We start from the raw sequence: 23,934 nt of genomic DNA, 5'->3' as shown, positions 1-23,934 counted from the left end.
CATGACCACCCGTCTCGAAAAAATCTACAAGGAAGAAGTGGCGCCGGCTCTGATGAAGAAGTTCGGCTACACCAATCCGATGGAAGTCCCGAAAATCACCAAGATCACCATCAATATGGGTGTGGGTGAAGCGGCTACCAACAAGAAGATCCTGGAAAATGCCGTGGCCGACCTGGCCAAGATCAGCGGCCAGAAGCCGATCACGACCAAGTCCCGCATCTCGGTGGCTTCGTTCAAGATCCGCGATGGCTGGCCGATCGGCTGCAAGGTGACCCTGCGTCGCGCCAAGATGTACGAATTCCTGGATCGCCTGATCAACATCTCGCTGCCGCGAGTGCGTGACTTCCGTGGCGTGTCGGGCCGTTCGTTCGATGGCCGCGGCAACTACAACATGGGCGTGAAGGAACAGATCATCTTCCCGGAAATCGACTTCGACCAGGTCGACGCGCTCCGCGGCATGGATATCGCCATCACCACCACCGCCAAGAGCGACGCCGAAGCCAAGGCGCTGCTGGAAGCGTTCAAGTTCCCGTTCCGTAACTGAGTCGCAGGAAAACCACACATGGCAAAGACCTCAATGGTGAACCGCGATATCAAGCGGGCCAAGCTGGCGAAGAAGTACGCCGCCAAGCGCGAAGCACTGAAGAAGATCATCTCGGGCGTCAACGCGTCCTTCGAAGAGAAGATGGAAGCGGTGACCAAGCTGCAGAAGCTGCCGCGCGATTCCTCGCCGTGCCGCGAGCGCAACCGTTGCGAACTTTCGGGTCGTTCGCGCGGCGTGTACCGCAAGTTCGGCCTGGGCCGCAACAAGCTGCGCGAAGCGACCATGCGCGGCGACGTGCCTGGCCTGCGCAAGGCCAGCTGGTAAGAAATACGGCCTCCCGGGCCCGTCCCGGGAAGGTCAGAATCCAGGTCCGGCACACGCCGGACTTGTTGCTGTACAATTACCGGTTCCCGCGGCTCGCCGTGGAACCCGGTCCCGTCGGGACCGCCACCTGGGGCTCCCAGGCAAAACCCAAGATTTTCGCGAAAGCGGATATCGGTGCTACTCAAAAGGCAACCACTTATGAGCATGACTGATCCCATCGCCGACATGCTGGTCCGCATCAAGAATGCGGCCGCCGTCGGCAAGCAGACGGTGAAAATGCCGTCCTCCAAGATCAAGGCCTCGATCGCCAACGTCCTGAAGTCGGAAGGCTACATCGCCGACGCGCGCGTGACCAAGACCGAGAACAACAAGGCCGAGCTGGAAATCGTCCTGAAGTACTTCGAAGGCAAGCCGGTCATCGAGAAGCTGTCGCGCGTGTCCCGCTCGGGCCTGCGCCAGTACCGTGGCAAGACGGAGCTGCCGAAGGTTCTCGGCGGTCTGGGCGTCGCCATCATTTCCACCTCCAAGGGCATCATGACCGATGCGCAGGCGCGCCAGCAGGGCGTCGGCGGTGAAGTCCTGTGCTTTGTGGCCTAACGGAGTAAACCAATGTCCCGTGTAGCCAAAAAGCCGATTGCCCTGCCCAAGGGCGTTGAAATCACTTCCCAGGCCGATGCGCTGAGCGTCAAGGGTCCGAAGGGCACCCTGTCGATCACCAAGCCGGCCGGCGTCCAGATCTCGATCGAGAACGGCGTCGCCAGCCTGTCTCCGGAGTCGCTGGAGCATGACGCGATCACCGGCACCATCCGCGCCATCCTCGCCAACATGGTGAAGGGTGTGTCCGAAGGTTTCGAGCGCAAGCTGGAGCTGGTGGGCGTGGGTTACCGCGCCGCGATGCAGGGCAAGGATCTGAGCCTGTCGCTCGGTTTCTCGCATCCGGTCGTGTTCGCGGCGCCGGAAGGCATCACCCTCGCCACCCCGACCCAGACCGAAATCCTGGTGCAGGGTGCGGACAAGCAGCGCGTGGGCGAAGTCGCCGCCAAGATCCGCGGTTTCCGTCCGCCGGAGCCCTACAAGGGCAAGGGCGTGAAGTACTCCGACGAGACCATCATCCGTAAGGAAGCGAAGAAGGCGTAAGCACGCCTTCGGCTTCGAGGAACCAGATCATGAGCATCAAGAACACCGCCCGTCTGCGCCGCGCCAAGTCGACCCGTTCGCACATCCGCGACCTGGGTGTGCCGCGCCTGTCCGTCCTGCGTACCGGCCAGCACATCTACGCCCAGCTTTTCACCGCCGACGGCGCCAAGGTCATCGCTTCGGCGAACACCCTGCAGGCCGACGTGAAGGATGGCCTGAAGAACGGCAAGAACAGCGATGCCGCTGCCCGCGTGGGCAAGATCATCGCCGAGCGCGCCAAGGCCGCGGGCATCGAGAAGGTGGCTTTCGACCGTTCCGGTTACCGCTTCCATGGCCGTATCAAGGCCCTGGCCGACGCGGCCCGCGAAGGCGGCCTGCAGTTCTAATCTTGAAAGGCATGGGGGCGACCCCATGCCTTGACCTGCCGGCGCGGGCTGCGTCGGGCGCTCCGGTCCTTATGTGGCCGGCCGCGTGGCAACGAAGTACTCCACAACCATAAGTGGCGAAGCCACAAATCCACATCAACCAAGGATTTCAACATGGCAGAACAACGTGAACCGCGGGGTCGTGATCGCGACCGCAACCGCGAAGAGAAAGTCGACGACGGCATGATCGAGAAGCTGGTCGCGGTCAACCGCGTCAGCAAGACCGTCAAGGGCGGCCGCCAGTTCACCTTCACCGCACTGACGGTGGTGGGCGACGGCGCCGGCAAGATCGGTTTCGGCTACGGCAAGGCGCGCGAAGTGCCGGTCGCCATCCAGAAATCGATGGAGTACGCCCGCAAGAACATGTCCAATGTCGAGCTGAACAACGGCACCCTGTGGCATCCGGTCAAGGCCGGCCACGGCGCGGCGCGCGTGTTCATGCAGCCGGCTTCGGAAGGTACCGGCGTGATCGCCGGTGGCGCGATGCGCGCCGTGCTGGAAGCGGTCGGCGTGAAGAACGTGCTGGCCAAGGCGGTAGGTTCGCGCAACCCGATCAATCTCGTCCGTGCCACCCTGAAGGGCCTGAGCGACATGCAGTCGCCGACCCGCATCGCGGCCAAGCGCGGCAAGAAGGTGGAGGAACTCCTCAATGGCTAACGAGTCCAACAAGACCGTCAAGGTCCGCCTGGTGCGTGGCCTGCGTGGTTCCCAGTCGCGTCACCGCCTGTCGGTGAAGGCGCTGGGCCTGAACAAGCTGAACGATGTGCGTGAACTCAAGGACAGCCCGCAGGTTCGCGGCCTGATCGCCAAAGTCCACTACCTCGTCAAGGTCGAGGAGTAATCAACATGCGTCTCAATACGTTGAAGCCCGCCGAGGGCGCCCGCACCGAACGCACCCGCGTCGGCCGCGGTATCGGTTCCGGCCTGGGCAAGACCGCGGGTCGCGGTCACAAGGGTTCGTTCGCCCGCGCGGGCAAGGGCAAGATCAAGGCGAAGTTCGAAGGCGGCCAGATGCCGCTGATCAAGCGTCTGCCGAAGGTCGGTTTCCGTTCCAAGCTCAAGCAGGACACGGCTGAAGTGTTGTCCTACCAGCTGGACAAGCTGGAAGCCGGCGAAATCGACTTCGCCGCGCTGCGTGCCGCCAAGCTGGTGCCGAGCACCGCCAAGCGCGCCAAGATCGTCAAGAAGGGCGAGCTGACCAAGAAGTTCGTGCTGAAGGGCGTGCTGGCCACCGCGGGTGCCAAGGCGGCTATCGAAGCCGTCGGCGGCAGCGTGCAGGAGTAAGTGACGCATGGCGCAGGGTAATGCCGCCAGCGCGCTGGCAGGCGCAGGCAAGTTCACCGAACTCCGCCAGCGCCTGCTGTTCGTGCTGGGTGCCTTGATCGTCTATCGCATCGGCTGTTACGTGCCGGTGCCTGGCGTCAATCCCGACGCCATGCTGGCGATGATGCAGAACCAGGGCGGCATCGTGGACATGTTCAACATGTTCTCGGGCGGCGCCCTGCATCGCTTCAGCATCTTCGCGCTGAACGTCATGCCGTACATCTCGGCGTCGATCGTGATGCAGCTGGGCGTGCATATCTTCCCCAGCCTGAAGGCGCTGCAGAAGGAAGGCGAGTCCGGTCGCCGCAAGATCACCCAGTACTCGCGCATCGGCGCGGTGATGCTGGCGGTCGTGCAGGGCGGCAGCATCGCCGTCGCGCTGCAGAATCAGGTCGCTCCCGGTGGCGTGCCGGTCGTGTATTCCCCCGGTCTCGGCTTCGTCCTGACCGCGGTGGTCGCGCTGACCGCCGGCACCATCTTCCTGATGTGGCTGGGCGAGCAGGTGACCGAGCGCGGTGTCGGCAATGGTGTATCGCTGATCATCTTCGCCGGTATCGTCGCGGGTCTGCCGGGTGCGGTGCTGACCACCCTGGAAGCTTTCCAGACGGGTACGCTCAACGCCATTTCGCTGATCATCATCGTGCTGGTTGTATTCGGCTTCACCTTCTTCGTGGTGTTCGTGGAACGCGGCCAGCGCCGTATTACCGTGAACTATGCACGGCGCCAGGGTGGTCGCAGCGCGTACATGAACCAGACTTCGTTCCTGCCGCTGAAGCTGAACATGTCGGGCGTCATCCCGCCGATCTTCGCGTCCAGCATCCTGGCCTTCCCGGCCACGCTGGCGATGTGGTCGGGCCAGAATGGCGCGACCACCTGGCTGCAACGCATCACCCAGGCGCTGGCCCCGGGCGAGCCTCTGCACATGATCGTGTTCGCAGCGATGATCATCGGCTTCGCGTTCTTCTACACGGCGCTGGTGTTCAACTCGCAGGAAACCGCCGAGAACCTGAAGAAGTCGGGCGCACTGATTCCGGGCATCCGTCCGGGCAAGGCCACGGCCGACTACGTCGACGGCGTGCTGACCCGCCTGACCGCGGCCGGTTCGTTGTACCTGGTGACGGTGTGCCTGTTGCCGGAAGTGATGCGGACCCAACTGGGTACTTCGTTCTACTTCGGCGGTACCTCGCTGCTGATCGTGGTGGTGGTGGTCATGGACTTCATCGCGCAGGTCCAGGCGCACCTGATGTCCCACCAGTACGAGAGCCTGTTGAAGAAGGCCAATTTGAAGGGTGGTTCCCGCGGCGGTCTTTCGCGCGGATAATCGCCTCCCTGGCGCGGAAGCCTTCCGCGCGGCCGGCCCTCCGGGGCTGGACCAACCAAAAGGGCGGCCCGGGCGGCGATCTCGCGCACGGGTGTGAAGCAGCCGGTCCCACGCCAGAGTAGCGTGGGCGGGGCAGGGCTCCGGGGGAAACCCCGATGCCAGGCACCAGGCCGCTTCCGGCGCCGGAGCATGGGCACACTCCCCATGCCGGGCTTCGTGCCGACCCTAGGTCGGCGCGGGCTTCCCAGTAACCCGAGATCTTGCTAAAATTTCCAGTTCACTCCGTCCGTCTGCCTGTTTTCCGTCTTGGAAAGGGGGCCTGCCGGGCCATCAAACACAGTTGGAGACCGCGTCATGGCGCGTATTGCAGGTGTCAACCTGCCTGCCCAGAAGCATGTCTGGGTCGGTTTGCAAAGCATCTACGGCATTGGCCGTACCCGTTCCAAAAAGGTCTGCGAAGCCGCTGGCGTCGCCGTGACCACCAAGATCCGCGACCTGTCGGAGCCGGAAGTCGAGCGCCTGCGCGCCGAAGTCGGCAAGTACGTGGTCGAGGGCGACCTGCGCCGTGAAGTCGGCATCGCGATCAAGCGCCTGATGGACCTGGGCTGCTATCGCGGCCTCCGCCATCGCCGCGGCCTGCCGCTGCGCGGCCAGCGCACCCGCACCAACGCCCGTACCCGCAAGGGTCCGCGCAAAGCCATCAAGAAGTAAGGGGCGACCATCATGGCCAAGCCAGCTGCTGCCAAAGTCAAGAAGAAGATCAAGCGCGTCATCACCGACGGCGTCGCCCACGTCCACGCTTCTTTCAACAACACCATCATCACCATCACCGATCGCCAGGGCAACGCGCTTTCCTGGGCGACTTCCGGTGGTGCCGGTTTCCGCGGTTCGCGCAAGTCGACGCCGTTCGCCGCGCAGGTCGCCGCCGAAAAGGCCGGTCGTGCTGCGCTGGACTACGGCGTGAAATCGCTGGAAGTCCGCATCAAAGGCCCGGGTCCGGGCCGCGAGTCCGCCGTTCGTTCGCTGAACAACGTCGGCTACAAGATCACCAACATCATCGACGTGACGCCAATCCCGCACAACGGGTGCCGTCCGCCGAAGAAGCGTCGCGTCTAAGGGGGCGATAAGAAATGGCTCGTTATATCGGTCCTACCTGTAAGTTGGCGCGCCGCGAAGGCGCCGACCTGTCCCTGAAGAGCCCGGCGCGCGCGCTGGACTCCAAGTGCAAGCTGGAGCAGAAGCCCGGCCAGCACGGTGCCGCCCGCAAGGGCAAGCTGTCCGACTACGCCACCCAGCTGCGCGAAAAGCAGAAGGTCAAGCGTATCTACGGTCTGCTGGAGCGCCAGTTCCGCAACTACTACAAGAAGGCCTCGACCAAGAAGGGCAACACCGGCGAGAACCTGCTGCAGTTGCTGGAAACCCGCCTGGACAACGTGATCTATCGCATGGGCTTCGCCGTGACCCGTCCGGCTGCTCGCCAGCTGGTCTCGCACCGTGGCGTGCTGGTCAATGGCAAGCCGGTCAATCTGCCGTCCTACCAGGTCAAGGCCGGTGACGCGATTGAGCTGTCCGAGCGTGCCCAGAAGCAGCTGCGCGTGCAGGAGTCGCTGACCCTGTCCGAACAGCTCGACCTGAGCCCGTCCTGGATCGAAGTCGACGCGAAGAAGTTCAGCGGCGTGTTCAAGGCCGTGCCGGAACGTTCCGACCTGCCTGCGGACATCAACGAAGCGCTGATCGTCGAGTTGTACTCGAAGTAATTCATTCACGCACCCCCGATGCCCCCGTCGGGGGTTTGCAGGAGACAAAGCAACATGACGGGTATCACTCAGCAAGTGCTGCGCCCCCGCGGCCCGCAGATCGAGCGTCTGACCGACAACCGTGCCAAAGTGGTCATCGAGCCGCTGGAGCGTGGTTACGGCCATACGCTCGGCAATGCGCTGCGCCGCGTGCTGCTCTCGTCCATCCCGGGCTTCGCAATCACCGAAGTCGAGATCGACGGCGTGCTGCACGAATACAGCACCATCGAAGGCCTGCAGGAAGACGTGCTGGAAGTCCTGCTGAACCTCAAGGATGTGGCCATCCGCATCCATACCGGTGATTCCTCGACCCTGACCCTGAGCAAGCAGGGCCCGGGCGTGGTGACCGCCGCGGACATCAAGACCGATCACAACGTCGAGATCCTCAATCCGGATCTGGTCATCTGCACGCTGACCAAGGACACCGCGCTCAACATGCGGTTGAAGATCGAGCGTGGCTTCGGCTATCAGCCGGCTGCCGCGCGTCGTCGTCCGGATGAAGAGACCCGCAGCATCGGTCGCCTGGTGCTGGACGCCTCGTTCTCGCCGGTCCGCCGTGTCGCCTACGCCGTGGAAGCCGCGCGCGTGGAGCAGCGTACCGACCTGGACAAGCTGGTCCTGGACATCGAAACCAACGGCACGATCGACGCCGAGGAAGCCGTGCGCACCGCGGCCGACATCCTGAGCGATCAGCTGTCGGTGTTCGGTGACTTCACCCACCGCGATCGCGGTGCGGCCAAGCCGGCCAGCAGTGGCGTGGATCCGGTGCTGCTGCGCCCGATCGACGATTTGGAGCTGACGGTGCGTTCGGCCAACTGCCTCAAGGCCGAGAGCATCTACTACATCGGCGACCTGATCCAGAAGACCGAAGTGGAACTGCTCAAGACCCCGAACCTCGGCAAGAAGTCGCTGACCGAGATCAAGGAAGTCCTGGCGCAGCGCGGCCTGTCCCTGGGCATGAAGCTGGAGAACTGGCCGCCGGCCGGTGTCGCCCAGCACGGCATGCTCGGCTAAGCCACACGCAGTCATCGCAATACCCCGCGCCTCCGGGCGCGGGTGGCTTCACCAGAGCAACAACGTCGACGGGCCTGAAGGCCCGCGACGGTTTCCGGCCAGGGAGCACAGGCCGGTTCGGACCATCCGCAGTCCAGGTTCCAACGCCAGGATGGCGACAACGATCTCCAACAGTTTCAACATTCATCAGGAATCAAGACCATGCGCCACCAGAAAGCCGGCCGCAAGTTCAGCCGCACCAGCGCCCATCGCGAAGCGATGTTCAGCAACATGGCCGCGTCGCTGATCAAGCACGGCCTCATCCGTACCACCCTGCCGAAGGCCAAGGAACTGCGCCGCGTCGCCGAGCCGCTGATCACCCTGGCCAAGGTCGACGGCGTCGCCAACCGCCGCCTCGCCTTCTCGCGCCTGCGCGACAAGGAAGCCGTGGGTACCCTGTTCACCACCCTCGGCCCGCGTTACCAGTCCCGTCCGGGTGGCTACCTGCGCATCCTCAAGTGCGGTTTCCGCGCTGGTGACAATGCACCGATGGCCTACGTCGAACTCGTGGACCGTCCGGAAGCAGCCCAGTAATCAGGCGCTTTTGGCGAATCGCAGAAAACCCCGGCCATGCCGGGGTTTTTTGTGCGCGCCGATCCGCCGCACCCGGGAGCACGGCCAACGCACGGTGGCAGGACTCCGGAGGTGGGTTTGTCCCGAACCGGCTTTCCCGCAGCGAACACGGGAACGCCTGGAGGGACATGCGCCGCCGGGGCCCGACGGAGAGAATCCGGAATTTGTTTTTACCCTTCACGCGGTGATAATGCGGCCTGCCCCTTCGCCGCGAGCCTTCATGAACCCGTTCCGCTGGTCGTTCCGTGCGCAGTTCCTTCTCGGCTTCGTCATCTGCGCGGCCCTGCTTGCCTATGCGTTGTACCTGGAGCACGTGCAGGGCCTGATCCCGTGTCCGCTGTGCACCTTCCAGCGGGGCGCCTTCGCCTTGCTGGGATTGGTGTTTCTGCTGGGCGGCCTGCACTCGCCGAAGGCCTCGGGTGGCCGCGGCTTCTACGGCATCCTGGGGCTGGCGGCCGCCGGCCTCGGCATAGGCATCGCCGGCCGGCACGTGTGGCTGCAGCACCTGCCTCCCGACCAGGTACCCGCCTGCGGCCCTGATTTGGCCTACATGATGGAAGCCTTTCCGATGGGCGACGTGCTCCGGCAGGTGCTGACAGGTTCCGGCGAGTGCGCCAAGGTCGACTGGTCGTTCCTGGGACTCTCGATGCCGGGCTGGGCGCTGGTCTGGTTCGTGCTGCTGGCGCTGTGGGCGCTGTTCGCCGCGTTCAAGCGGCGCAAGTCGCGCTACTACTGAGGTTTGACGCGGCGCACCATTCTGTCACCATGGTGGACCGCAAGAGGAATCCCCCATGAGTACCCCCGATCGCACCCTCCAAGCTGTCAGCCTGCCCGCGAACTGGGCGCCGGACAGCTGGCGCGACAAGCCGGCGGTGCAGATGCCGACCTATCCGGACGCCGCCGGACTGGCCTCGGCCTCGGCCGAACTCCGTCAGCTGCCGCCGCTGGTGACCTCGTGGGAAATCTTCGCGCTCAAGAAGCAACTGGCGGAAGCGCAGGAGGGCAAGCGTTTCCTGCTGCAGGGCGGGGATTGCGCGGAGAGTTTCAGCGACTGCGAATCCGGGCTGATCTCCAATCGCCTCAAAGTCCTGCTGCAGATGAGCCTGGTGCTCGTGCATGGATTGCGCCTGCCGGTGGTGCGGGTAGGCCGCTTCGCCGGCCAGTACGCCAAGCCGCGTTCGGCTGACACCGAGACCCGGGATGGTGTGACGCTGCCCAGCTATCGCGGCGATCTGGTCAACCAGCCCGAGTTCACCGCCGAAGCGCGGGTGCCGGATCCGCGCCGGATGATCAAGGCGCATGCGCGCTCGGCCATGACGATGAATTTCGTGCGCGCGCTGATCGACGGCGGGTTCGCCGACCTGCATCACCCGGAATACTGGAACCTGAGCTGGGTGGGCTACTCGCCGCTGTCGGCCGAGTACCAGGACATGGTGCGCTCGATCGGCGACGCGGTGCGGTTCATGGAAACCCTGTCCGGTTCCGAGGTGCACAACCTCAACCGAATCGATTTCTACACTTCGCATGAAGCGCTGCTGCTGCCCTACGAGGAGGCGCTGACGCGCGAGGTGCCGCGCCAGTGGGGCTGGTTCAACCTGAGCACCCATTTCCCGTGGATCGGGATGCGGACCGCCGCCGTCGACGGCGCGCACGTGGAGTACCTGCGTGGCGTCCGCAATCCCATCGCCATCAAGGTGGGGCCGTCGGTATCGCCGGATCAGCTGCTGCGGCTGATCGACGTGCTGAACCCGGAAGACGAACCCGGCCGTCTGACTTTCATCCATCGCATGGGCGCCGTCCAGATCGCCGACAAGCTGCCGGCCTTGCTGGAGGCGGTTCGCCGCGATGGCCGGCGCGTGCTGTGGGTCTGCGATCCGATGCATGGCAACACCGAGAGCACCTCCAACGGCTACAAGACCCGCCGCTTCGACAACATCCGGAGCGAGGTGGAACAGTCGTTCGATCTGCATGCCGCGGCGGGCACCCGCCTGGGCGGTGTGCATCTGGAGCTGACCGGCGAGGATGTCACCGAATGCACCGGTGGCGCGCGTGAATTGACCGACGCCGACCTGGAGCGCGCCTACCGCTCCACCGTGGACCCGCGCCTGAACTACGAACAGTCGCTGGAAATCGCGATGTCGATCGTGCGCAAGCAGAACCTGCTGGCGTCGCCGGCGGGACGCTGAGCCGCACTCCCTCAGGACCAGTGGGTATGCATCCCGCGCGCCGGCTGCGGGATGAACCATGACGGTTGTCCCGCGAACATGTGGGCGAAATCGGAGGCCGGCACGGGGGGACTGAACAGGTTGCCCTGCAGCTCGTCGCAACCGTTGGCGACCAGCCAGGCCAGTTGCGCCTGTGTCTCCACGCCCTCGGCCACCGTGCGGCACTGCAACTGGCCGGCGAGGCCGATGATGGCGCGGGTGATCGCGCCCTGGTTCGGCTCGGTGACGTCGCGCACGAACGATTGGTCGATCTTGAGCACGTTGAAGCCGTAGTTGCCGAGGTAACTCAGGCTGGAAAAACCGGTGCCGAAGTCGTCGATGGCGATCCGCACGCCCATTGCCTTGAGCGCGCGCAGGATGCGATCCGTGCGCTGGACGTCGCGCATCAGGGTGGTTTCGGTGACTTCCAGTTCCAGATGCTCGGCGGCCAGCCCGCTTTCCTCCAGCGCGGAGACCACCGTATCGAGCAGTGTGTCGGTGTCGAAGTTGGCGGCGGCCACGTTCACCGACACCCGGATCGGCGGCAATCCGGCCTGCTGCCATTGCCGGCTCTGGCGACAGGCGGCGCGGATCGCCCATTGGTCGAGATCGACGATGAGATTGGTTTCTTCGGCGATGGGCAGGAACTCGCCGGGCAGCATCAGGCGATCACCGCGCTTCCAGCGCACCAGTCCCTCCACGCCGACGATACGTCCGCTCAGGCGATCGATCTGCGGTTGGTAATAGAGGATGAGATCGCCATTGCGCAGGCTGCGGCGCAGGCTGCTTTCCAGTTCGATCCGCGCGTCCACGCTGGACGCGAGTTCGCGGGTGTAGAAACGGAAGGCATTGCGCCCGTTGCGCTTGGCCAGGTACATGGCCGCGTCGGAACGCATCATCAGGGTGGGCGCGTCGTAGCCATCCTCGGGGAACAGGCTGATGCCGATGCTGAAGGCCTGGTGCAGCTCATGCGAAGCGACGGTGTAGGGCGTGCCGCCAATCGCCAGCAGGCGCTCTGCCACCAGGATGACGTCGTCGCGGGTGACCACATTGTCCATCAGCACCACGAACTCGTCGCCGCCGGTCCGGTAGACCGTGCCCAGGTTGCCGATGTTGCGCTGGATGCGCTTGGCGACCTGCTGCAGCAACTGATCGCCGATGTGGTGCCCCAGCGCGTCGTTGACGTGCTTGAACAGGTCCAGGTCGATGAACAGCACCGCGACGCTGGTGCCGCGATGGGTGGCGTTGGTGATCGACTGCGCCAGCGCCTCGTTCAATTGGAGACGGTTGGGCAGGGTGGTGAGCGAGTCGTGATGGGCCAGATAGGCCATGCGCGCGCTGAGGGTGCGTTCCTCGGTGATATCGCGCAGGACCATGACCGAACCCATGAGGCTTTCATCGTGGCCGTACAGCGGCGAGTGGGAACGCTTCACCAGCATCCGGCGACCATCACGGCGGGCCAGCTCCAGATCGCCGGGCACCGACGCCGGCGGGCCGGGTTCTTCCGCGTCGTCGGATTCGACGGCCTGTCGCAGCGGTAGCACCTTCTCCAGCGGAACACCGATGGCCTCGGCAAGCGTCCAGCCGCTGATCGCTTCCGCCGCCGGATTCATGTAGGTGACGCGTCCGTCGGTATCGGTGGTGACGACGGCCTCGCTGATCGAGGAGAGGGTGACTTCGGCGCGTTCGGTGGCGTCGTGCAGCGCGTTTTCCAGCCGGGCCTTGTCCGAGATGTCGATCGCCATGACCAGGAAGCCGTTCACTTCGCCGTCGTCGCCGATGTCCGGCTTGTAGTAGACGTGCATCCGGCGAGGGCCGGCGGGCAGGGTGAACGAGGTTTCGAAGTCCACGTCGCGGCCGGACAGCACCGCATCGATATAGGGGCGACGCCGTGCGTAGTGCTCGTCGCCCAGCATTTCGCGGATCGGCACGCCCGGCGAATAGGGCTGATGCCAGATGGGAAGGTCCTGGCAGGCGCGGTTGAAGAACACCGTGCGTTCCTCGCGGTCGTACTGGGCGATCATCGCCGGCAGCCTGTCGGTGATGCGCTTGAGGTGATCGCGCGCCAGCGAGATCTCGCGCTGGGCGCGCTTCTGCTCGCTGGTGTCGGTGGCCATCAGATACCAGCCCGCAATGGCGCCGTCCGGATCCACGTCGGGAACCAGATAGGCCTGGACCGGGCGCTCCGGATCGCCGAGGCGGGTTTCCCATACGGCGCCATGTTCGGATGTGCTTTCTTCCATCGCCCGTCGGAGGTCGTCCAGGAACGCGGGATTGCCGGCGTGCACGTCCTCGATGGCGCGATCGGTCCACGCAGCGTTGCCGCTGAACCAGTCGCGGGTGGCGCGATTGGTGAAGCCGTAGCGGCGATCGCGGCCGACGTAGGCGATCAGGGCGGGCAGGTGGTCGGCGACGGCATCGAGCAACGCGCGGCTGCGATGCTCGGCGCGTGCGAGGCTGCGCAGCAGGAGGAACATCAGCACGCCGAAGGCCAGTCCGCAGGCCGTCAGCGCGGCAATCGGAATCAGTCCGGGAATGGCGACCTGCGTGGGCGGCGAGATCAGGGTCAGTTCCCAGCCGCCGCCGAGGAAATCCAGGTTGCGCACGTAGCGGAAGGCCGGCCGCATGTCGGCGCCATGGCGCTCCCGCAAGCCGCTGCGTTCGAACACCACGATCGGGGTGTCGGCCGCTCCGCGGGCCAGCAGGCGCAGGTCGAGCGGATCGCCGCCGGCCTCGCCCGCGACTTCCTGCATGACCTGGGCCCAGCCGAATCCCGCCGTCGCGTAGCCGCGCAGGTGCGTTCGCCGCTTGCCCGCATCGACGTCCAGTGGCATCGCGGTGTCGTAGACCGGTGAATACAGCAGGAAGCCGGGGCGACCGGCGTTGCCGCGCGAGGTGTCGGTGAGGGACACCAACGGTGCGATGCTCAGCTGGCCGCTGTCGCGGGCGCGCTGCATCGCCTCGCGCCGTGCCGGTTCGGCGAACACATCCTTGCCGAGCAGGCGCCGCATGCCTTCCTGATCCGGGTAGATCAGGTCGATCACGACATGCTCGTCGCCCGGGCGATCGGGTTGCAGGCGAAAACCGGCGCCGTGGAATCCGCGCTGGCGGGCCAGGTAGTCGGGGAGGTCCACGTCCGCCACCCGCCGCGCGAATCCCAGGCCGTGGACACCGGCCGGCTGGTTGGGAATACGCAGACGGCGGGCGAAGGTCTGGAAACCGGCGGGGTCGAGGCCGGGCTGTGCCTCCAGCACCGCCGCGGCCGCGCGCACGGTGTCCTCGTAGGCGTTCATGTGGGTGGCCAGGGCGGTGGCCATGGCGTCGGCGCGGGCGTTGAAGCGTGCGCGTGCGCCGGCCTCCGCCTGCCGCCAGGCCATCACGCCGAACCACAGCGACAGCAGGAACGACAGGATCAGCACGCCCCACGCCAGCGAGTCCAGGCGCCGCCTGCGCTCGGCGGCGGCGAATCGCGAACTGCCCAGTGCGCGCAGTTCCGAGGCGCGTTGCGGATCAAGCTCCATCAGCGGTCGGTCCGGTGGCGGCGCGTGCGGGTCCGGCGGTCATGCTACGCCGCACCCGGGGCGGTCGCCAGAACCCGTGCGGCACGCGCAGTCCACTCAGCGCCGTGCCCCCGCCTTGCGGGTGTCCAGGGTCGGCCAGTATTCGGGGGGATTGCGGGCGCGGGTCAGCTGTTCGTAGGCGTAGCCCAGTTCGATCAGCCGGCCCTCGCTCCAGGCGGTGCCCATGAACACGATGCCCAGCGGCAGGCCGTCGCTGTGCCCCATGGGCACGGTCAGGCTGGGATAGCCCGCCACCGCGGCGGCGCCATAACCGGCGCCGGGGAAATGATCGCCGGCCTTGTGATCGGTCAGCCATGCCGGGCCGGTCGCCGGCGCGATCAGCGCATCGAGCCGCTGCGCTTTCAGCGTCGCGTCGATGCCTTCGGGACCCGCCAGCCGGCGCGCGAGGCTGCGGGCGCGGATATAGGCGTCGTCGCCGAGCCCGCCCTTGGCGTTGGCCATCTCGAACAGTTCCTGGCCAAAGTAGGGCATCTCCGAGACGCGGTACTGCTGGTTGTAGCCGATCAATTGCGACAGCGTCTTGACCGGCGCGTCGTGGCTGGCGAGGTAGCGTTCCAGTCCGGCCTTGAACTCATACAGCATGAGTTCCAGCTCGGGCTCGTCCCATTGGCCGTCGGTGGGGATCTCGGCATCGACAATCGTGGCGCCGGCCTCGCGCATCACCTTGATCGCGCCTTCCATCGCGGCGGCGGCATCCGGGTGGATGGCGAGCTTGCTGCGCAGGACGCCGATGCGCGCCCCCTTCAGGCCATCGGGTTTCAACCGCGCGTGGTAGTCGAGGGTGACGTTCCAGGCGGCGTTGGTGGTGGCGGGATCGGCGGTGTCGCGTCCGGCCAGCGCGGTCAGCAGCAGGGCCGCATCGGCCACGCTGCGGGTCATCGGTCCGGCGGTATCCTGGCTGAACGAGATCGGGATGATGCCGTCGCGACTGACCAGCCCCACCGTGGGCTTCAGGCCCACCAGGCCGCTGACCGCGGCCGGGCAGATGATGCTGCCGTCGGTTTCGGTGCCGATGCTGGCCGCGGCGAGGTTGGCCGATACCGCGACCGCGCTGCCGGAGCTGGATCCGCAGGGGTTGCGATCCAGCACGTAGGGATTGCGGGTCTGGCCACCGCGCGCGCTCCAGCCGGAGGAGGAATGGGTGGAGCGGAAATTCGCCCATTCGCTCAGGTTGGTCTTGCCGAGAATGACCGCGCCGGCCTCGCGCAGGCGGCGCACCAGGAAGGCGTCGGTGGCGGGCCGGAAATCCTTCAGCGCCAGCGAGCCAGCCGAATTCACCATCGGGGTGGCGTCGATATTGTCCTTGAGCAGGATCGGGATGCCGTGCAGCGGGCCGCGCACGGCGTTGTTCTTGCGCTCCACATCGCGCAGGGCGGCTTCCTTCATGGCATCGGGATTGACCTCGATGACCGAGTTCAGCTGTGGCCCGGCCTTGTCGATCGAGGCGATGCGGTCCAGGTAGGCACGGGTCAGGGTGCGGCTGTCGAGCTCGCCACGCTGCATGCGGCCCTGCAGATCGTCGATGTCCAGTTCGGCGTAGGCGAAATCCGTCGGCGCTTCGGCGGGCGCATTGGTGACGGCGGCGGGCTGGCGCTGGCAGGCGGCCAGCATCAGGGCGGCTGAAAGCAGCAGCGTTCGCGAACGCATGTGATGGATTCCCCCGGTGAGCTAATGTGAGGCTAGCAGGCCGGGAGGTGCTTTCAAACCCTGCGGCGCCTGCGCAGATCGCGGCCGAGGATGTAGACCACGGCCAGGTTGATCAGCAACACCGCCCAGGTGTGCCAGCCGGGATGGTGGTAGAGCGCGTACAGATCCAGCGGCAGGTACAGGGCCGAGCCGACGCAGCCCAGCCAGGAGGCCCAGGCGCGGGCACGCCACAGACCCCAGGCTTCGGCCAGCCGCATGATCGCGTACAGCACGACCACCAGGACCGCCAGATGGACCGCTTCGGGATTGATCACCTTCAGCACGGACGGCAGGGCGCCGTGCCGGGTATCGAGGTGGAAGCGGGCGATCATCGCTTCCACCCAGTGACGCAGCGGCTGGGGTCCCAGCAGCGCCAACCCGGTCGCGGCGGCCAGTGCCAGCACACCCTTCAATCCCTCGAACAGGGCGATGACGTGCAGGCCCGGATGCGCCTTGGGATCCGGGTTATACGGAGCGTCGGTCATCCGTCGCCGATCAGGCGGCGCGCGAGGCGCGCTTGCGATCGCTTTCGGTCAGCATCTTCTTGCGCAGACGGATTTCCTTCGGGGTGACTTCCACCAGTTCGTCGTCCTCGATGAAATCCAGCGCCTGCTCCAGCGTGTACTTGATGGCCGGGGTCAGCTTGATCGCGTCATCCTTGCCCGAGGCGCGCATGTTGGTCAGCGGCTTGGGCTTGATCACGTTGACGGTCAGATCGTTGTCCTTCGAGTGGATGCCGACCAGTTGGCCTTCGTACACGTTGTCGCCTTCGGCGGCGAACAGGCGGCCACGCTCTTCCAGCGGTCCCAGCGAATAGGCGGGGGTGACGCCGGGGGCATTGGCGATCATCACGCCGTTCTGGCGCTTGGCGATCGGACCGGTCTCCTTCGGGCCGTAGTGATCGAACACGTGGAACAGCAGGCCCGAGCCCTGGGTCAGGGTGCGGAACTCGTTCTGGAAGCCGATCAGGCCCCGTGCCGGGATCATGTAGTCCAGGCGCACGCGACCCTTGCCGTCGGATTCCATGTTCTTCAGCTGCGCCTTGCGGGTGCCCAGCTTTTCCATCACGCCGCCCTGGTGCACTTCCTCGATGTCCACCACCAGCTGTTCGACCGGCTCCATCAGCTGGCCGTCGATTTCCTTGATGATGACTTCCGGGCGCGACACGGCCAGTTCGAAGCCCTCGCGGCGCATGGTTTCGATCAGCACCGACAGGTGCAGTTCGCCGCGGCCGGAGACCAGGAACTTGTCGGCATCACCTGTTTCTTCGACCTTCAGCGCCACATTGTGCAGGGTCTCGCGCTCCAGGCGCTCGCGGATCTGGCGGCTGGTGATGAATTTGCCGCCGCTGTGCTCCTTGCTGCCGGCGAACGGCGAATTGTTCACCTGGAAGGTCATGCTGATGGTGGGTTCGTCCACGGTCAGCGCCGGCAGCGCTTCCGGGGTGTCCAGCGCGCAGACGGTGTCGGAAATGCTCAGGTCCTGGATGCCGGCGATGGCGACGATGTCGCCGGCCTCGGCTTCCTCGACCTCGATGCGCTCCAGGCCCATGAAGCCCAGCACCTGCACGATCTTGCCCTGGCGCTTCTTGCCTTCGCGGTCGACGACGCTGACCGGCTGGTTCTTCTTGACCTTGCCGCGCTGGATGCGGCCGACGCCGATCAGGCCGACGAAGTTGTTGTAGTCCAGCTGGCTGATGCGCATCTGGAACGCGCCGTCCAGATCCACCGCCGGGGCCGGCACGTGCTTCATGATCGCTTCGTACAGCGGGGTCATGTCGCCGTCGCGCGCGGCGTCGTCCAGGCTGGCGTAGCCGTGCAGCGCCGAGGCGTAGACGATCGGGAAATCAAGCTGCTCGTTGGTGGCGCCGAGCTTGTCGAACAGGTCGAACACCTGGTCGATGACCCAGTCCGGACGGGCGCCGGGGCGATCGATCTTGTTGACCACCACGATCGGCTTGAAACCCATCGCGAAGGCCTTCTGGGTGACGAAGCGGGTCTGCGGCATCGGACCATCCATCGCGTCGACCAGGATCAGCACCGAGTCGACCATCGACAGCACGCGCTCGACTTCGCCGCCGAAGTCGGCGTGTCCGGGCGTGTCGACGATGTTGATGCGGTTGCCCTGCCACGTGATGGCGGTGTTCTTGGCCAGGATGGTGATGCCGCGTTCCTTTTCCTGGTCGTTGCTGTCCATCACCCGCTCGGCAAGCACCGTGCGCTCGGACAGGGTGCCGGACTGCTTCAGCAGGCAGTCGACGAGGGTGGTCTTGCCGTGGTCGACGTGGGCGACGATGGCGATATTGCGAAGATTCTGGATGGACATGCGGAAAAGCGCGCCAGGGCGCGCGCGGGGTCTGTGGAGGAATGGCGCGTATTATAACGGGTTACGTTCCCGCAATTAGCGTCCCGTGACGTCCTGGCTGAACGCGGTCGGGGCTGGAAACGGTGCCGACGGCCCCCAGATCCGGGGCCGACCCGGTTTCCGAACCCCCGGGACCCCCTTCCACCCCTGTCCTGCACCTGGAGCTCCCGATGTCCCTCATCGCCACCTTCGACACCTCCCGCGGCCCGATCAAGGTCGAGCTGTACCCCGACAATGCCCCGCTGACGGTCGCCAACTTCGTCAACCTGGCCAAGCGCGGCTTCTACGACGGCCTGAACTTCCACCGGGTGATCGCCGATTTCATGATCCAGGGCGGCTGCCCCGAGGGCTCCGGCCGCGGTGGCCCGGGCTACCGGTTCGAGGACGAGACCAACAATGGCGTGCGCCACGAGCGTGGCGTGCTGTCGATGGCCAACGCCGGTCCCAACACCAACGGCAGCCAGTTCTTCATCACCCATGTGGCGACCCCCTGGCTGGACGGCAAGCACACCGTGTTCGGCAAGGTCCTGGAAGGCCTGGACGTGGTCGATGCGGTCCAGCAGGGCGACCTGATCAACCGGTTGACCCTCGAGGGCGACGCCGACGCGGTGCTGGCCGCCAAGGCCGACCGCGTGGCCGAGTGGAACCGCTACCTGAGCGCCTGAACCCGGCGCGCCCGCGGCTCCCCGGTCCGGGGGAGCCGCGGCTACGACCAAGGGAGGAGGCCGGACCCTCCGATCCACCCCCGGCCGGACCGGGGCGGCGTGGTAAAATTCCGCGCCGCAAAAAACGGCGCACGCACGTTCCTCCCGCGAAACGTTCCCTTGCGAGGTAATGCAATGCCCCAGCTTGCCCGGCGCACCGGTCGCGCCAAGCCCAGCGCGATCATGGCGGTCGCGGAAAAGGCGAAGAAGCTCAAGGCCGAAGGCCGCGACATCATCAGCTTCTCGATCGGCGTACCGAATTTCCTGCCTGGCGAACACGTCTACGAGGCCGCCCGCAAATCGCTGGACAAGGACTCGGGCCAGTACGGTTCCAACCGCGGCACCGACGCCTTGCTGGATGCGTTCCTGCACCATCTGGAAGGCAGCGGGCTGACCGGTTACACCCGCCGCAACATCGTCGCCGGCGTCGGCGCCAAGCACGTGCTGTACAACCTGGCCGAGGCGCTGCTGGACGAAGGCGACACCATCGCCTATCCAACCCCGTACTGGACCACCTACCAGGACATCGCCGACATCGTCGGCGCGGTGTCGCTGAAGCTGCCGTGCCCACCCGAGCAGAACTACAAGCTCACTCCGGAACAGCTGGACGATGCGCTGGCGCGCAAGCCCAAGGTGTTCCTGTTCAACAACCCGTCCAATCCGACCGGCATGGTCTATTCGAAGGACGAGGTCGCGGCGCTGGCCGAGGTGGTGTCACGCCATCCGGACACCTGGATCCTGTTGGATGACATCTACAACCGCCTGGTGTTCGATGGCGTCGGCTATCACAACTTCCTGCATTTCCGTCCGGAACTGCGCGAACGCACCATCGTCATCGATTCGCTGTCCAAGACCTACGGCATGCCGGGCTGGCGTGTGGGCCTGATTGCCGCGCCGGAGAATGTCGCCCAGGCGCTGGTGGCGCTCAACTCGAACCACATCACCAACCTGCCGGAAGTGGTCACCGCCGCGGCGGTCGCCGCGCTGACCGGCCCGCAGGACATTCCGCAGCGCAAGCGCGCAGAGTTCGCCGCCAAGCGGGATCGCGTGCTGGCGGCGCTGGCGCGGATTCCGGGCGTGGTGTGCCCGCGTCCGGAAGGCGCGTTCTATGCGTTCCCGGACATCTCGGTCGCATTCGGGAAAACCCATGACGGCGTGGTCATCCACAACGATGTGGATTTCTGCAATGTCCTGCTGGAAGCCAAGGGCGTGGCCTGCGTGCCGGGTTCTGCATTCGGCGAACCGCGCGCGCTGCGGATTTCCTACACCTGTGCCGACGATCAGCTGGATGAAGGCCTGTCGCGCATCCAGGCTTTCTTCGCCGAACTCGCCTGAGTCCGGCCTTCCCTTCCCTCGGAGACAACCCCATGAAGACCCCCGTCCGTGTTGCAGTCACCGGCGCCGCCGGCCAGATCGGCTACGCCCTCCTGTTCCGCATCGCTTCCGGCGAAATGCTCGGCAAGGATCAGCCGGTCATCCTGCAACTGCTGGAGCTGCCGATCGACAAGGCCCAGGCCGCGCTGAAGGGCGTGATGATGGAACTGGAAGACTGCGCATTCCCGCTGCTGGCCGGCATGGTCGGCACCGATGATCCGGAAGTGGCGTTCAAGGATGCCGACGTGGCCCTGCTGGTCGGCGCGCGTCCGCGCGGCCCGGGCATGGAGCGCAAGGACCTGCTGCTGGAGAACGCCAAGATCTTCACCGCCCAGGGCGCCGCGCTGAACAAGGTCGCCAGCCGCGACGTCAAGGTGCTGGTGGTCGGCAACCCGGCCAACACCAATGCCTACATCGCCATGAAGTCGGCGCCGGACCTGCCGGCGAAGAACTTCACCGCGATGCTGCGCCTGGATCACAACCGTGCGCTGAGCCAGCTCGCCAACAAGGCCGGTGTGGCCGTGGGCGACATCGAGAAGCTGGTGGTGTGGGGCAACCACAGCCCGACCATGTATCCCGACTACCGCTTCGCCACCGCCAATGGCGTGTCGCTGAAGGACAAGATCAACGATGCCGACTGGAACGCCAACGCGTTCATTCCGCAGGTCGGCAAGCGTGGCGCCGCCATCATCGAAGCGCGTGGCCTGTCCTCGGCCGCATCCGCCGCCAACGCCGCCATCGATCACATCCGCGACTGGGTGCTGGGCAGCAACGGCAAGTGGGTGACCATGGGCGTGCCGTCCGACGGCAGCTACGGCATCCCGGAAGGCGTGATCTACGGTGTGCCGGTGATCACCGCGAACGGCGAATACACCCGCGTGGAAGGTCTGGAAGTCGACGCGTTCAGCCGCGTCGCCATGGACAAGACGCTGGCCGAACTGGAAGAAGAGCGCGCCGGCGTGGCGCACCTGCTGGGCTGAGTCACCACCCAAGGAAGAAACATGGGCCACCCCCGCATCGCAGTACTCGTGCCGTGTTACAACGAAGCCATCACGATCGAGCGGGTGGTGGCCGACTTCCGGAAAGCGCTTCCGGAGGCAGTGGTGCATGTCTTCGACAACGATTCGGAGGATGACACCGCGGAACGGGCAAGAGCGGCGGGCGCCCGTGTCGGTCATGTCAGGCTGCGTGGCAAGGGGCACGTCGTTCGCCGTCTTTTCGCGGACGTCGATGCCGATATCTACGTGTTGGTGGACGGCGACGATACCTATTCGGCTGCCTGCGCTCCCCGCTTGATTGAACGCCTGCGGGATGGCCACGACATGGTGGTAGGCGTGCGCGAAGCAACGGGTACCCTGGCCTATCGGGCCGGGCACGTATTCGGGAACCGCTTGCTGACCGGATTCCTGGGCTGGTTGTTCGGGCGGCCATGCCGGGACATCCTGTCGGGATATCGCGCGTTCTCGCGTCGGTTCGTGAAAAGCTTCCCGGCGCAATCCGGTGGATTCGAGATTGAAACCGAATTGACGGTCCATGCACTTGAACTGCACATGTCGATCGGTGAAGTCGCTACGCCCTACAAGGAGCGGCCGGAAGGGTCCGTTAGCAAGCTGAGTACGTGGCGTGACGGGTTCCGCATCATGCGGACGATGTTGAAGCTGTTCAGCACGGAACGACCCATCGCCTTCTACGGCATGCTCAGCCTGTTCACGGCGTTGCTTGGGTTCCTGCTGGGGGTGCCATTGCTTCTGACTTACCTGGATACGGGGCTGGTGCCGCGCATTCCAACCGCCATCCTCGTGACCGCATTGGCCGTGGTGTCCATGCTGGCCATGGTCGCGGGACTCGTGCTCGATGCAGTGACTCGCGGTCGTCGCGAACTCAAGGCATTGGCCTACCTGCGCTGGCCGTCTCCAGCAATGGAGCAACTCGACGCCGGAGATTGACCACCGCATCAATCAGGATCGCCATGTTCGCGAGCATGAACCATGGCAATGGTTGAATGTAACGGAAGGACACGATGTGGGCGAACAGCAGATGGGAAGTTACCAAGCCCATGGATGCCAGCGCGAGCAGGACGACTTGGGGGCGTTGCGGCTTTCGCCAGCCGGCGATGAGCGCAAGCAGCGCAACGGGGAAAAGCCCAAACAGGCAGAACACCAGCCATGGATATGATGCCGTGAAGTAGCGGCGTGCAGGGGTCTCCAGAGAACTGATTCCCCGAGCATCCCATCCAAGCCATTCTTTCACGAGTTCGAGTGCGCGTTCATCGGGAGCGATCACGCCGATGTCGTCCTGCATCCGCCAGTAGACACGGTCCTTGTCGAAATAGCCGTCCAAAGTTTCCAGATTGATCTTCAGCAGGCCGAGTGGATTGGAAAGCATGGCCCGACGCGTGATCGTGCGGGCGACGAGCTCGGGCTGAGGAGTACTTGTTTCCAGTTGGTGCCAAAGGCCTTTGCTGGACCAGATGTGGTTGCCGCGCTGCCAGTGATCCGACAACGGCAACTCCACCTGCTTGAGGATATCTCCCGAGACTCCCGTTCCCTTGAAATGCTCGGGTTGAATGAGGGGGGCCACCAGGCCGATCCGCATCATGCCGGTGAGCGCCAGGTATCCGGGCGGGCATTTGAAGGCTACGCCATAGGCCTGGGTGTATGCCACGTGAGACGCGGCGAGCGCGCCGACTGCGAGGGCAACGGCCCCCAATCGCTGGCGCCATGCCTTGTCGATATCGACCAACCAATACCTGACCCAAGGGACCGTCAGGCCAAGGCCGAGTACCACAGGCAGCAAACTGGTACGGAAGTTCGCGGCCAGAAGTCCGAGCAGGCAGCTGGCCACGTACCAGCGCAGCTTTCCGCACGCAAGGAAACGGGAGAGTGCCAAGACGGTTGCGATCAGCGCGAATTGTCCTGCCGTTTCCGCCATGACCATCCGCTCGAAGAAGATCTGCGCGGGCTCGGCTGCATAGAGCGCAGTGGCAAACAGGGATATCCAGAGGCGCAGCGTGAGTACATGGCGCAGAAAATGGAAAAGGAGCAGCGCCGTGGTTGCGGACAGGGCGGCGTGCAGCATGAGGATCGCGATGGGCGAATGCAGGGGGATGGCTGAAAAATGCAGCAATACGCCATACAGGAATGAACGACCCGGACTCGGGCTTAGCCAGGCGCCGGTCTGCAGATAGACCATCGAGTCGCCCATGTAGAGGCGCAAGGTATGGTCGGCAAGAAGCCAGCCAGCCTTGATCAGTAGTACCAGGACTATGGCCGCAAGCCATTCCCTGTGGTGGCGAAGGTGCGTGAACAGGTGTGTGGACAATGGAACGCTCATCTTCACATTCTGCCGTTTTCACATGCGGACCGCCATCGACGGGCGACAGGCAGCCGGCTGGCTTGAATGCTCCCGGAAAGTACTGCGGGGCTCCGGGCGAGGGAACGCGCCTGCCGCGCGTTTGACCAAAGTCGGAAGGTGGGACGGCGTCCGCGGGACTATGCTGCGTGCAACGGGACAGGAGACTGCCGC

The 23,934-nt window shown here is 65.1% G+C and carries 25 protein-coding genes; 20 read left to right on the top strand and 5 right to left on the bottom strand.

Translation table 11 applies throughout. From position 1 onward, the window contains the following. Window position 1 precedes the first annotated feature (1 nt). The 16 genes from rplE (at window position 2) to AC3DEZ_RS18610 (ending at window position 10,682) form a co-directional block, all read left to right on the top strand. Window positions 2-544 carry a 50S ribosomal protein L5 gene (gene rplE, locus AC3DEZ_RS18685; RefSeq protein WP_141455889.1) on the top strand — a complete coding sequence of 181 codons (543 nt, stop codon included), beginning with the start codon at window positions 2-4 and terminating at the stop codon, window positions 542-544. An 18-nt stretch (window positions 545-562) separates the two neighbouring features. After that, window positions 563-868 (top strand): 30S ribosomal protein S14, encoded by a 306-nt coding sequence (gene rpsN, locus AC3DEZ_RS18680; protein WP_447103098.1) that lies wholly within the window; start codon window positions 563-565, stop codon window positions 866-868. A 198-nt stretch (window positions 869-1,066) separates the two neighbouring features. After that, window positions 1,067-1,465: a 30S ribosomal protein S8 gene (gene rpsH, locus AC3DEZ_RS18675; RefSeq protein ID WP_447103097.1), complete on the top strand. Its 399-nt coding sequence runs from the start codon at window positions 1,067-1,069 to the stop codon at window positions 1,463-1,465. Window positions 1,466-1,477: 12 nt separating this feature from the next. Continuing rightward, window positions 1,478-2,005: a 50S ribosomal protein L6 gene (gene rplF / locus AC3DEZ_RS18670; protein ID WP_488389567.1), complete on the top strand. Its 528-nt coding sequence runs from the start codon at window positions 1,478-1,480 to the stop codon at window positions 2,003-2,005. A 29-nt stretch (window positions 2,006-2,034) separates the two neighbouring features. Beyond that, complete coding sequence (gene rplR, locus AC3DEZ_RS18665; protein WP_447103095.1) at window positions 2,035-2,391, top strand: 50S ribosomal protein L18; 357 nt, start codon at window positions 2,035-2,037, stop codon at window positions 2,389-2,391. 153 nt (window positions 2,392-2,544) lie between these two features. Further along, window positions 2,545-3,087, top strand: a complete 543-nt coding sequence (rpsE, locus tag AC3DEZ_RS18660) for a 30S ribosomal protein S5 (RefSeq protein WP_295376297.1) — start codon at window positions 2,545-2,547, stop codon at window positions 3,085-3,087. Further along, on the top strand, window positions 3,080-3,271 hold the full coding sequence (rpmD, locus tag AC3DEZ_RS18655; protein ID WP_055941302.1) for a 50S ribosomal protein L30: 192 nt from the start codon (window positions 3,080-3,082) through the stop codon (window positions 3,269-3,271). The genes rpsE and rpmD overlap by 8 nt, the downstream gene beginning before the upstream one ends. Further along, window positions 3,271-3,714 (top strand): 50S ribosomal protein L15, encoded by a 444-nt coding sequence (gene rplO / locus AC3DEZ_RS18650; protein ID WP_488389577.1) that lies wholly within the window; start codon window positions 3,271-3,273, stop codon window positions 3,712-3,714. Before rpmD ends, rplO begins: the two co-directional genes overlap by 1 nt. 7 nt (window positions 3,715-3,721) lie before the next feature. After that, complete coding sequence (gene secY, locus AC3DEZ_RS18645; protein WP_488389566.1) at window positions 3,722-5,074, top strand: preprotein translocase subunit SecY; 1,353 nt, start codon at window positions 3,722-3,724, stop codon at window positions 5,072-5,074. Window positions 5,075-5,428: 354 nt separating this feature from the next. Next, window positions 5,429-5,785: a 30S ribosomal protein S13 gene (rpsM, locus tag AC3DEZ_RS18640; RefSeq protein WP_295376291.1), complete on the top strand. Its 357-nt coding sequence runs from the start codon at window positions 5,429-5,431 to the stop codon at window positions 5,783-5,785. 12 nt (window positions 5,786-5,797) lie between these two features. Next, window positions 5,798-6,190 carry a 30S ribosomal protein S11 gene (gene rpsK / locus AC3DEZ_RS18635; protein ID WP_488389565.1) on the top strand — a complete coding sequence of 131 codons (393 nt, stop codon included), beginning with the start codon at window positions 5,798-5,800 and terminating at the stop codon, window positions 6,188-6,190. A 14-nt stretch (window positions 6,191-6,204) separates the two neighbouring features. Continuing rightward, window positions 6,205-6,831: a 30S ribosomal protein S4 gene (gene rpsD / locus AC3DEZ_RS18630; RefSeq protein ID WP_447103093.1), complete on the top strand. Its 627-nt coding sequence runs from the start codon at window positions 6,205-6,207 to the stop codon at window positions 6,829-6,831. A 54-nt stretch (window positions 6,832-6,885) separates the two neighbouring features. After that, complete coding sequence (locus AC3DEZ_RS18625) at window positions 6,886-7,884, top strand: DNA-directed RNA polymerase subunit alpha (RefSeq protein WP_295376281.1); 999 nt, start codon at window positions 6,886-6,888, stop codon at window positions 7,882-7,884. Window positions 7,885-8,085: 201 nt separating this feature from the next. Continuing rightward, the gene (gene rplQ, locus AC3DEZ_RS18620; protein ID WP_447103092.1) at window positions 8,086-8,457 is read left to right on the top strand and encodes a 50S ribosomal protein L17; all 372 of its coding nucleotides are present in this window, start codon (window positions 8,086-8,088) and stop codon (window positions 8,455-8,457) included. 259 nt (window positions 8,458-8,716) lie between these two features. Further along, on the top strand, window positions 8,717-9,232 hold the full coding sequence (locus tag AC3DEZ_RS18615; protein ID WP_488389564.1) for a disulfide bond formation protein B: 516 nt from the start codon (window positions 8,717-8,719) through the stop codon (window positions 9,230-9,232). Window positions 9,233-9,287: 55 nt separating this feature from the next. Then, the gene (locus AC3DEZ_RS18610) at window positions 9,288-10,682 is read left to right on the top strand and encodes a class II 3-deoxy-7-phosphoheptulonate synthase (protein WP_447103090.1); all 1,395 of its coding nucleotides are present in this window, start codon (window positions 9,288-9,290) and stop codon (window positions 10,680-10,682) included. A gap of 11 nt (window positions 10,683-10,693) precedes the next feature. Here the strand turns inward: AC3DEZ_RS18610 and AC3DEZ_RS18605 are convergent, their stop codons facing one another. The 4 genes from AC3DEZ_RS18605 to typA form a co-directional block, all read right to left on the bottom strand. Next, window positions 10,694-14,221, bottom strand: coding sequence for a bifunctional diguanylate cyclase/phosphodiesterase (locus AC3DEZ_RS18605; protein ID WP_488389563.1), 3,528 nt, complete (start codon window positions 14,219-14,221; stop codon window positions 10,694-10,696). A gap of 96 nt (window positions 14,222-14,317) precedes the next feature. Next, a complete protein-coding gene (locus AC3DEZ_RS18600) occupies window positions 14,318-15,928 on the bottom strand; it encodes an amidase (RefSeq protein WP_488389562.1) in 1,611 nt (536 codons plus the stop codon). A 53-nt stretch (window positions 15,929-15,981) separates the two neighbouring features. Then, a complete protein-coding gene (locus AC3DEZ_RS18595) occupies window positions 15,982-16,452 on the bottom strand; it encodes a DUF2127 domain-containing protein (protein WP_488389561.1) in 471 nt (156 codons plus the stop codon). Between the two features lie 10 nt (window positions 16,453-16,462). Then, window positions 16,463-18,292, bottom strand: a complete 1,830-nt coding sequence (typA, locus tag AC3DEZ_RS18590) for a translational GTPase TypA (protein ID WP_488389560.1) — start codon at window positions 18,290-18,292, stop codon at window positions 16,463-16,465. 209 nt (window positions 18,293-18,501) lie between these two features. On the opposite strand from typA, the gene AC3DEZ_RS18585 reads away from it, so the two are divergent. The 4 genes from AC3DEZ_RS18585 (at window position 18,502) to AC3DEZ_RS18570 (ending at window position 22,355) form a co-directional block, all read left to right on the top strand. Beyond that, window positions 18,502-18,996, top strand: a complete 495-nt coding sequence (locus tag AC3DEZ_RS18585; protein WP_488389559.1) for a peptidylprolyl isomerase — start codon at window positions 18,502-18,504, stop codon at window positions 18,994-18,996. Between the two features lie 174 nt (window positions 18,997-19,170). Continuing rightward, the gene (locus AC3DEZ_RS18580; RefSeq protein ID WP_488389558.1) at window positions 19,171-20,370 is read left to right on the top strand and encodes a pyridoxal phosphate-dependent aminotransferase; all 1,200 of its coding nucleotides are present in this window, start codon (window positions 19,171-19,173) and stop codon (window positions 20,368-20,370) included. A 32-nt stretch (window positions 20,371-20,402) separates the two neighbouring features. After that, complete coding sequence (locus AC3DEZ_RS18575) at window positions 20,403-21,389, top strand: malate dehydrogenase (protein ID WP_488389557.1); 987 nt, start codon at window positions 20,403-20,405, stop codon at window positions 21,387-21,389. Between the two features lie 21 nt (window positions 21,390-21,410). Beyond that, entirely contained in the window at window positions 21,411-22,355 is a 945-nt protein-coding gene (locus AC3DEZ_RS18570) for a glycosyltransferase (RefSeq protein WP_447103082.1), read from the top strand. On the opposite strand, the gene AC3DEZ_RS18565 is transcribed toward AC3DEZ_RS18570, so the two are convergent. Further along, a complete protein-coding gene (locus AC3DEZ_RS18565; RefSeq protein WP_488389556.1) occupies window positions 22,291-23,742 on the bottom strand; it encodes a hypothetical protein in 1,452 nt (483 codons plus the stop codon). The genes AC3DEZ_RS18570 and AC3DEZ_RS18565 overlap by 65 nt on opposite strands. Between the last annotated feature and the right edge of the window lie 192 nt (window positions 23,743-23,934).

This window comes from Pseudoxanthomonas sp. 134C1 (genome assembly GCF_057773065.1).
The sequence above is the reverse complement of the archived record's forward strand: the minus strand, read 5'-3'. Positions and strand labels throughout refer to the sequence as shown.

What these genes read in the sequence shown, in the direction of transcription:
- rplE (WP_141455889.1), top strand. Translation starts at nt 2, where the DNA reads ATGACCACCCGTCTCGAAAAAATCTACAAGGAAGAAGTGGCGCCGGCT.
- rpsN (WP_447103098.1), top strand. Translation starts at nt 563, where the DNA reads ATGGCAAAGACCTCAATGGTGAACCGCGATATCAAGCGGGCCAAGCTG.
- rpsH (WP_447103097.1), top strand. Translation starts at nt 1,067, where the DNA reads ATGAGCATGACTGATCCCATCGCCGACATGCTGGTCCGCATCAAGAAT.
- rplF (WP_488389567.1), top strand. Translation starts at nt 1,478, where the DNA reads ATGTCCCGTGTAGCCAAAAAGCCGATTGCCCTGCCCAAGGGCGTTGAA.
- rplR (WP_447103095.1), top strand. Translation starts at nt 2,035, where the DNA reads ATGAGCATCAAGAACACCGCCCGTCTGCGCCGCGCCAAGTCGACCCGT.
- rpsE (WP_295376297.1), top strand. Translation starts at nt 2,545, where the DNA reads ATGGCAGAACAACGTGAACCGCGGGGTCGTGATCGCGACCGCAACCGC.
- rpmD (WP_055941302.1), top strand. Translation starts at nt 3,080, where the DNA reads ATGGCTAACGAGTCCAACAAGACCGTCAAGGTCCGCCTGGTGCGTGGC.
- secY (WP_488389566.1), top strand. Translation starts at nt 3,722, where the DNA reads ATGGCGCAGGGTAATGCCGCCAGCGCGCTGGCAGGCGCAGGCAAGTTC.
- rpsM (WP_295376291.1), top strand. Translation starts at nt 5,429, where the DNA reads ATGGCGCGTATTGCAGGTGTCAACCTGCCTGCCCAGAAGCATGTCTGG.
- rpsK (WP_488389565.1), top strand. Translation starts at nt 5,798, where the DNA reads ATGGCCAAGCCAGCTGCTGCCAAAGTCAAGAAGAAGATCAAGCGCGTC.
- rpsD (WP_447103093.1), top strand. Translation starts at nt 6,205, where the DNA reads ATGGCTCGTTATATCGGTCCTACCTGTAAGTTGGCGCGCCGCGAAGGC.
- AC3DEZ_RS18625 (WP_295376281.1), top strand. Translation starts at nt 6,886, where the DNA reads ATGACGGGTATCACTCAGCAAGTGCTGCGCCCCCGCGGCCCGCAGATC.
- rplQ (WP_447103092.1), top strand. Translation starts at nt 8,086, where the DNA reads ATGCGCCACCAGAAAGCCGGCCGCAAGTTCAGCCGCACCAGCGCCCAT.
- AC3DEZ_RS18615 (WP_488389564.1), top strand. Translation starts at nt 8,717, where the DNA reads ATGAACCCGTTCCGCTGGTCGTTCCGTGCGCAGTTCCTTCTCGGCTTC.
- AC3DEZ_RS18610 (WP_447103090.1), top strand. Translation starts at nt 9,288, where the DNA reads ATGAGTACCCCCGATCGCACCCTCCAAGCTGTCAGCCTGCCCGCGAAC.
- AC3DEZ_RS18605 (WP_488389563.1), bottom strand. Translation starts at nt 14,221, where the DNA reads ATGGAGCTTGATCCGCAACGCGCCTCGGAACTGCGCGCACTGGGCAGT.
- AC3DEZ_RS18600 (WP_488389562.1), bottom strand. Translation starts at nt 15,928, where the DNA reads ATGCGTTCGCGAACGCTGCTGCTTTCAGCCGCCCTGATGCTGGCCGCC.
- AC3DEZ_RS18595 (WP_488389561.1), bottom strand. Translation starts at nt 16,452, where the DNA reads ATGACCGACGCTCCGTATAACCCGGATCCCAAGGCGCATCCGGGCCTG.
- typA (WP_488389560.1), bottom strand. Translation starts at nt 18,292, where the DNA reads ATGTCCATCCAGAATCTTCGCAATATCGCCATCGTCGCCCACGTCGAC.
- AC3DEZ_RS18585 (WP_488389559.1), top strand. Translation starts at nt 18,502, where the DNA reads ATGTCCCTCATCGCCACCTTCGACACCTCCCGCGGCCCGATCAAGGTC.
- AC3DEZ_RS18580 (WP_488389558.1), top strand. Translation starts at nt 19,171, where the DNA reads ATGCCCCAGCTTGCCCGGCGCACCGGTCGCGCCAAGCCCAGCGCGATC.
- AC3DEZ_RS18575 (WP_488389557.1), top strand. Translation starts at nt 20,403, where the DNA reads ATGAAGACCCCCGTCCGTGTTGCAGTCACCGGCGCCGCCGGCCAGATC.
- AC3DEZ_RS18570 (WP_447103082.1), top strand. Translation starts at nt 21,411, where the DNA reads ATGGGCCACCCCCGCATCGCAGTACTCGTGCCGTGTTACAACGAAGCC.
- AC3DEZ_RS18565 (WP_488389556.1), bottom strand. Translation starts at nt 23,742, where the DNA reads ATGAGCGTTCCATTGTCCACACACCTGTTCACGCACCTTCGCCACCAC.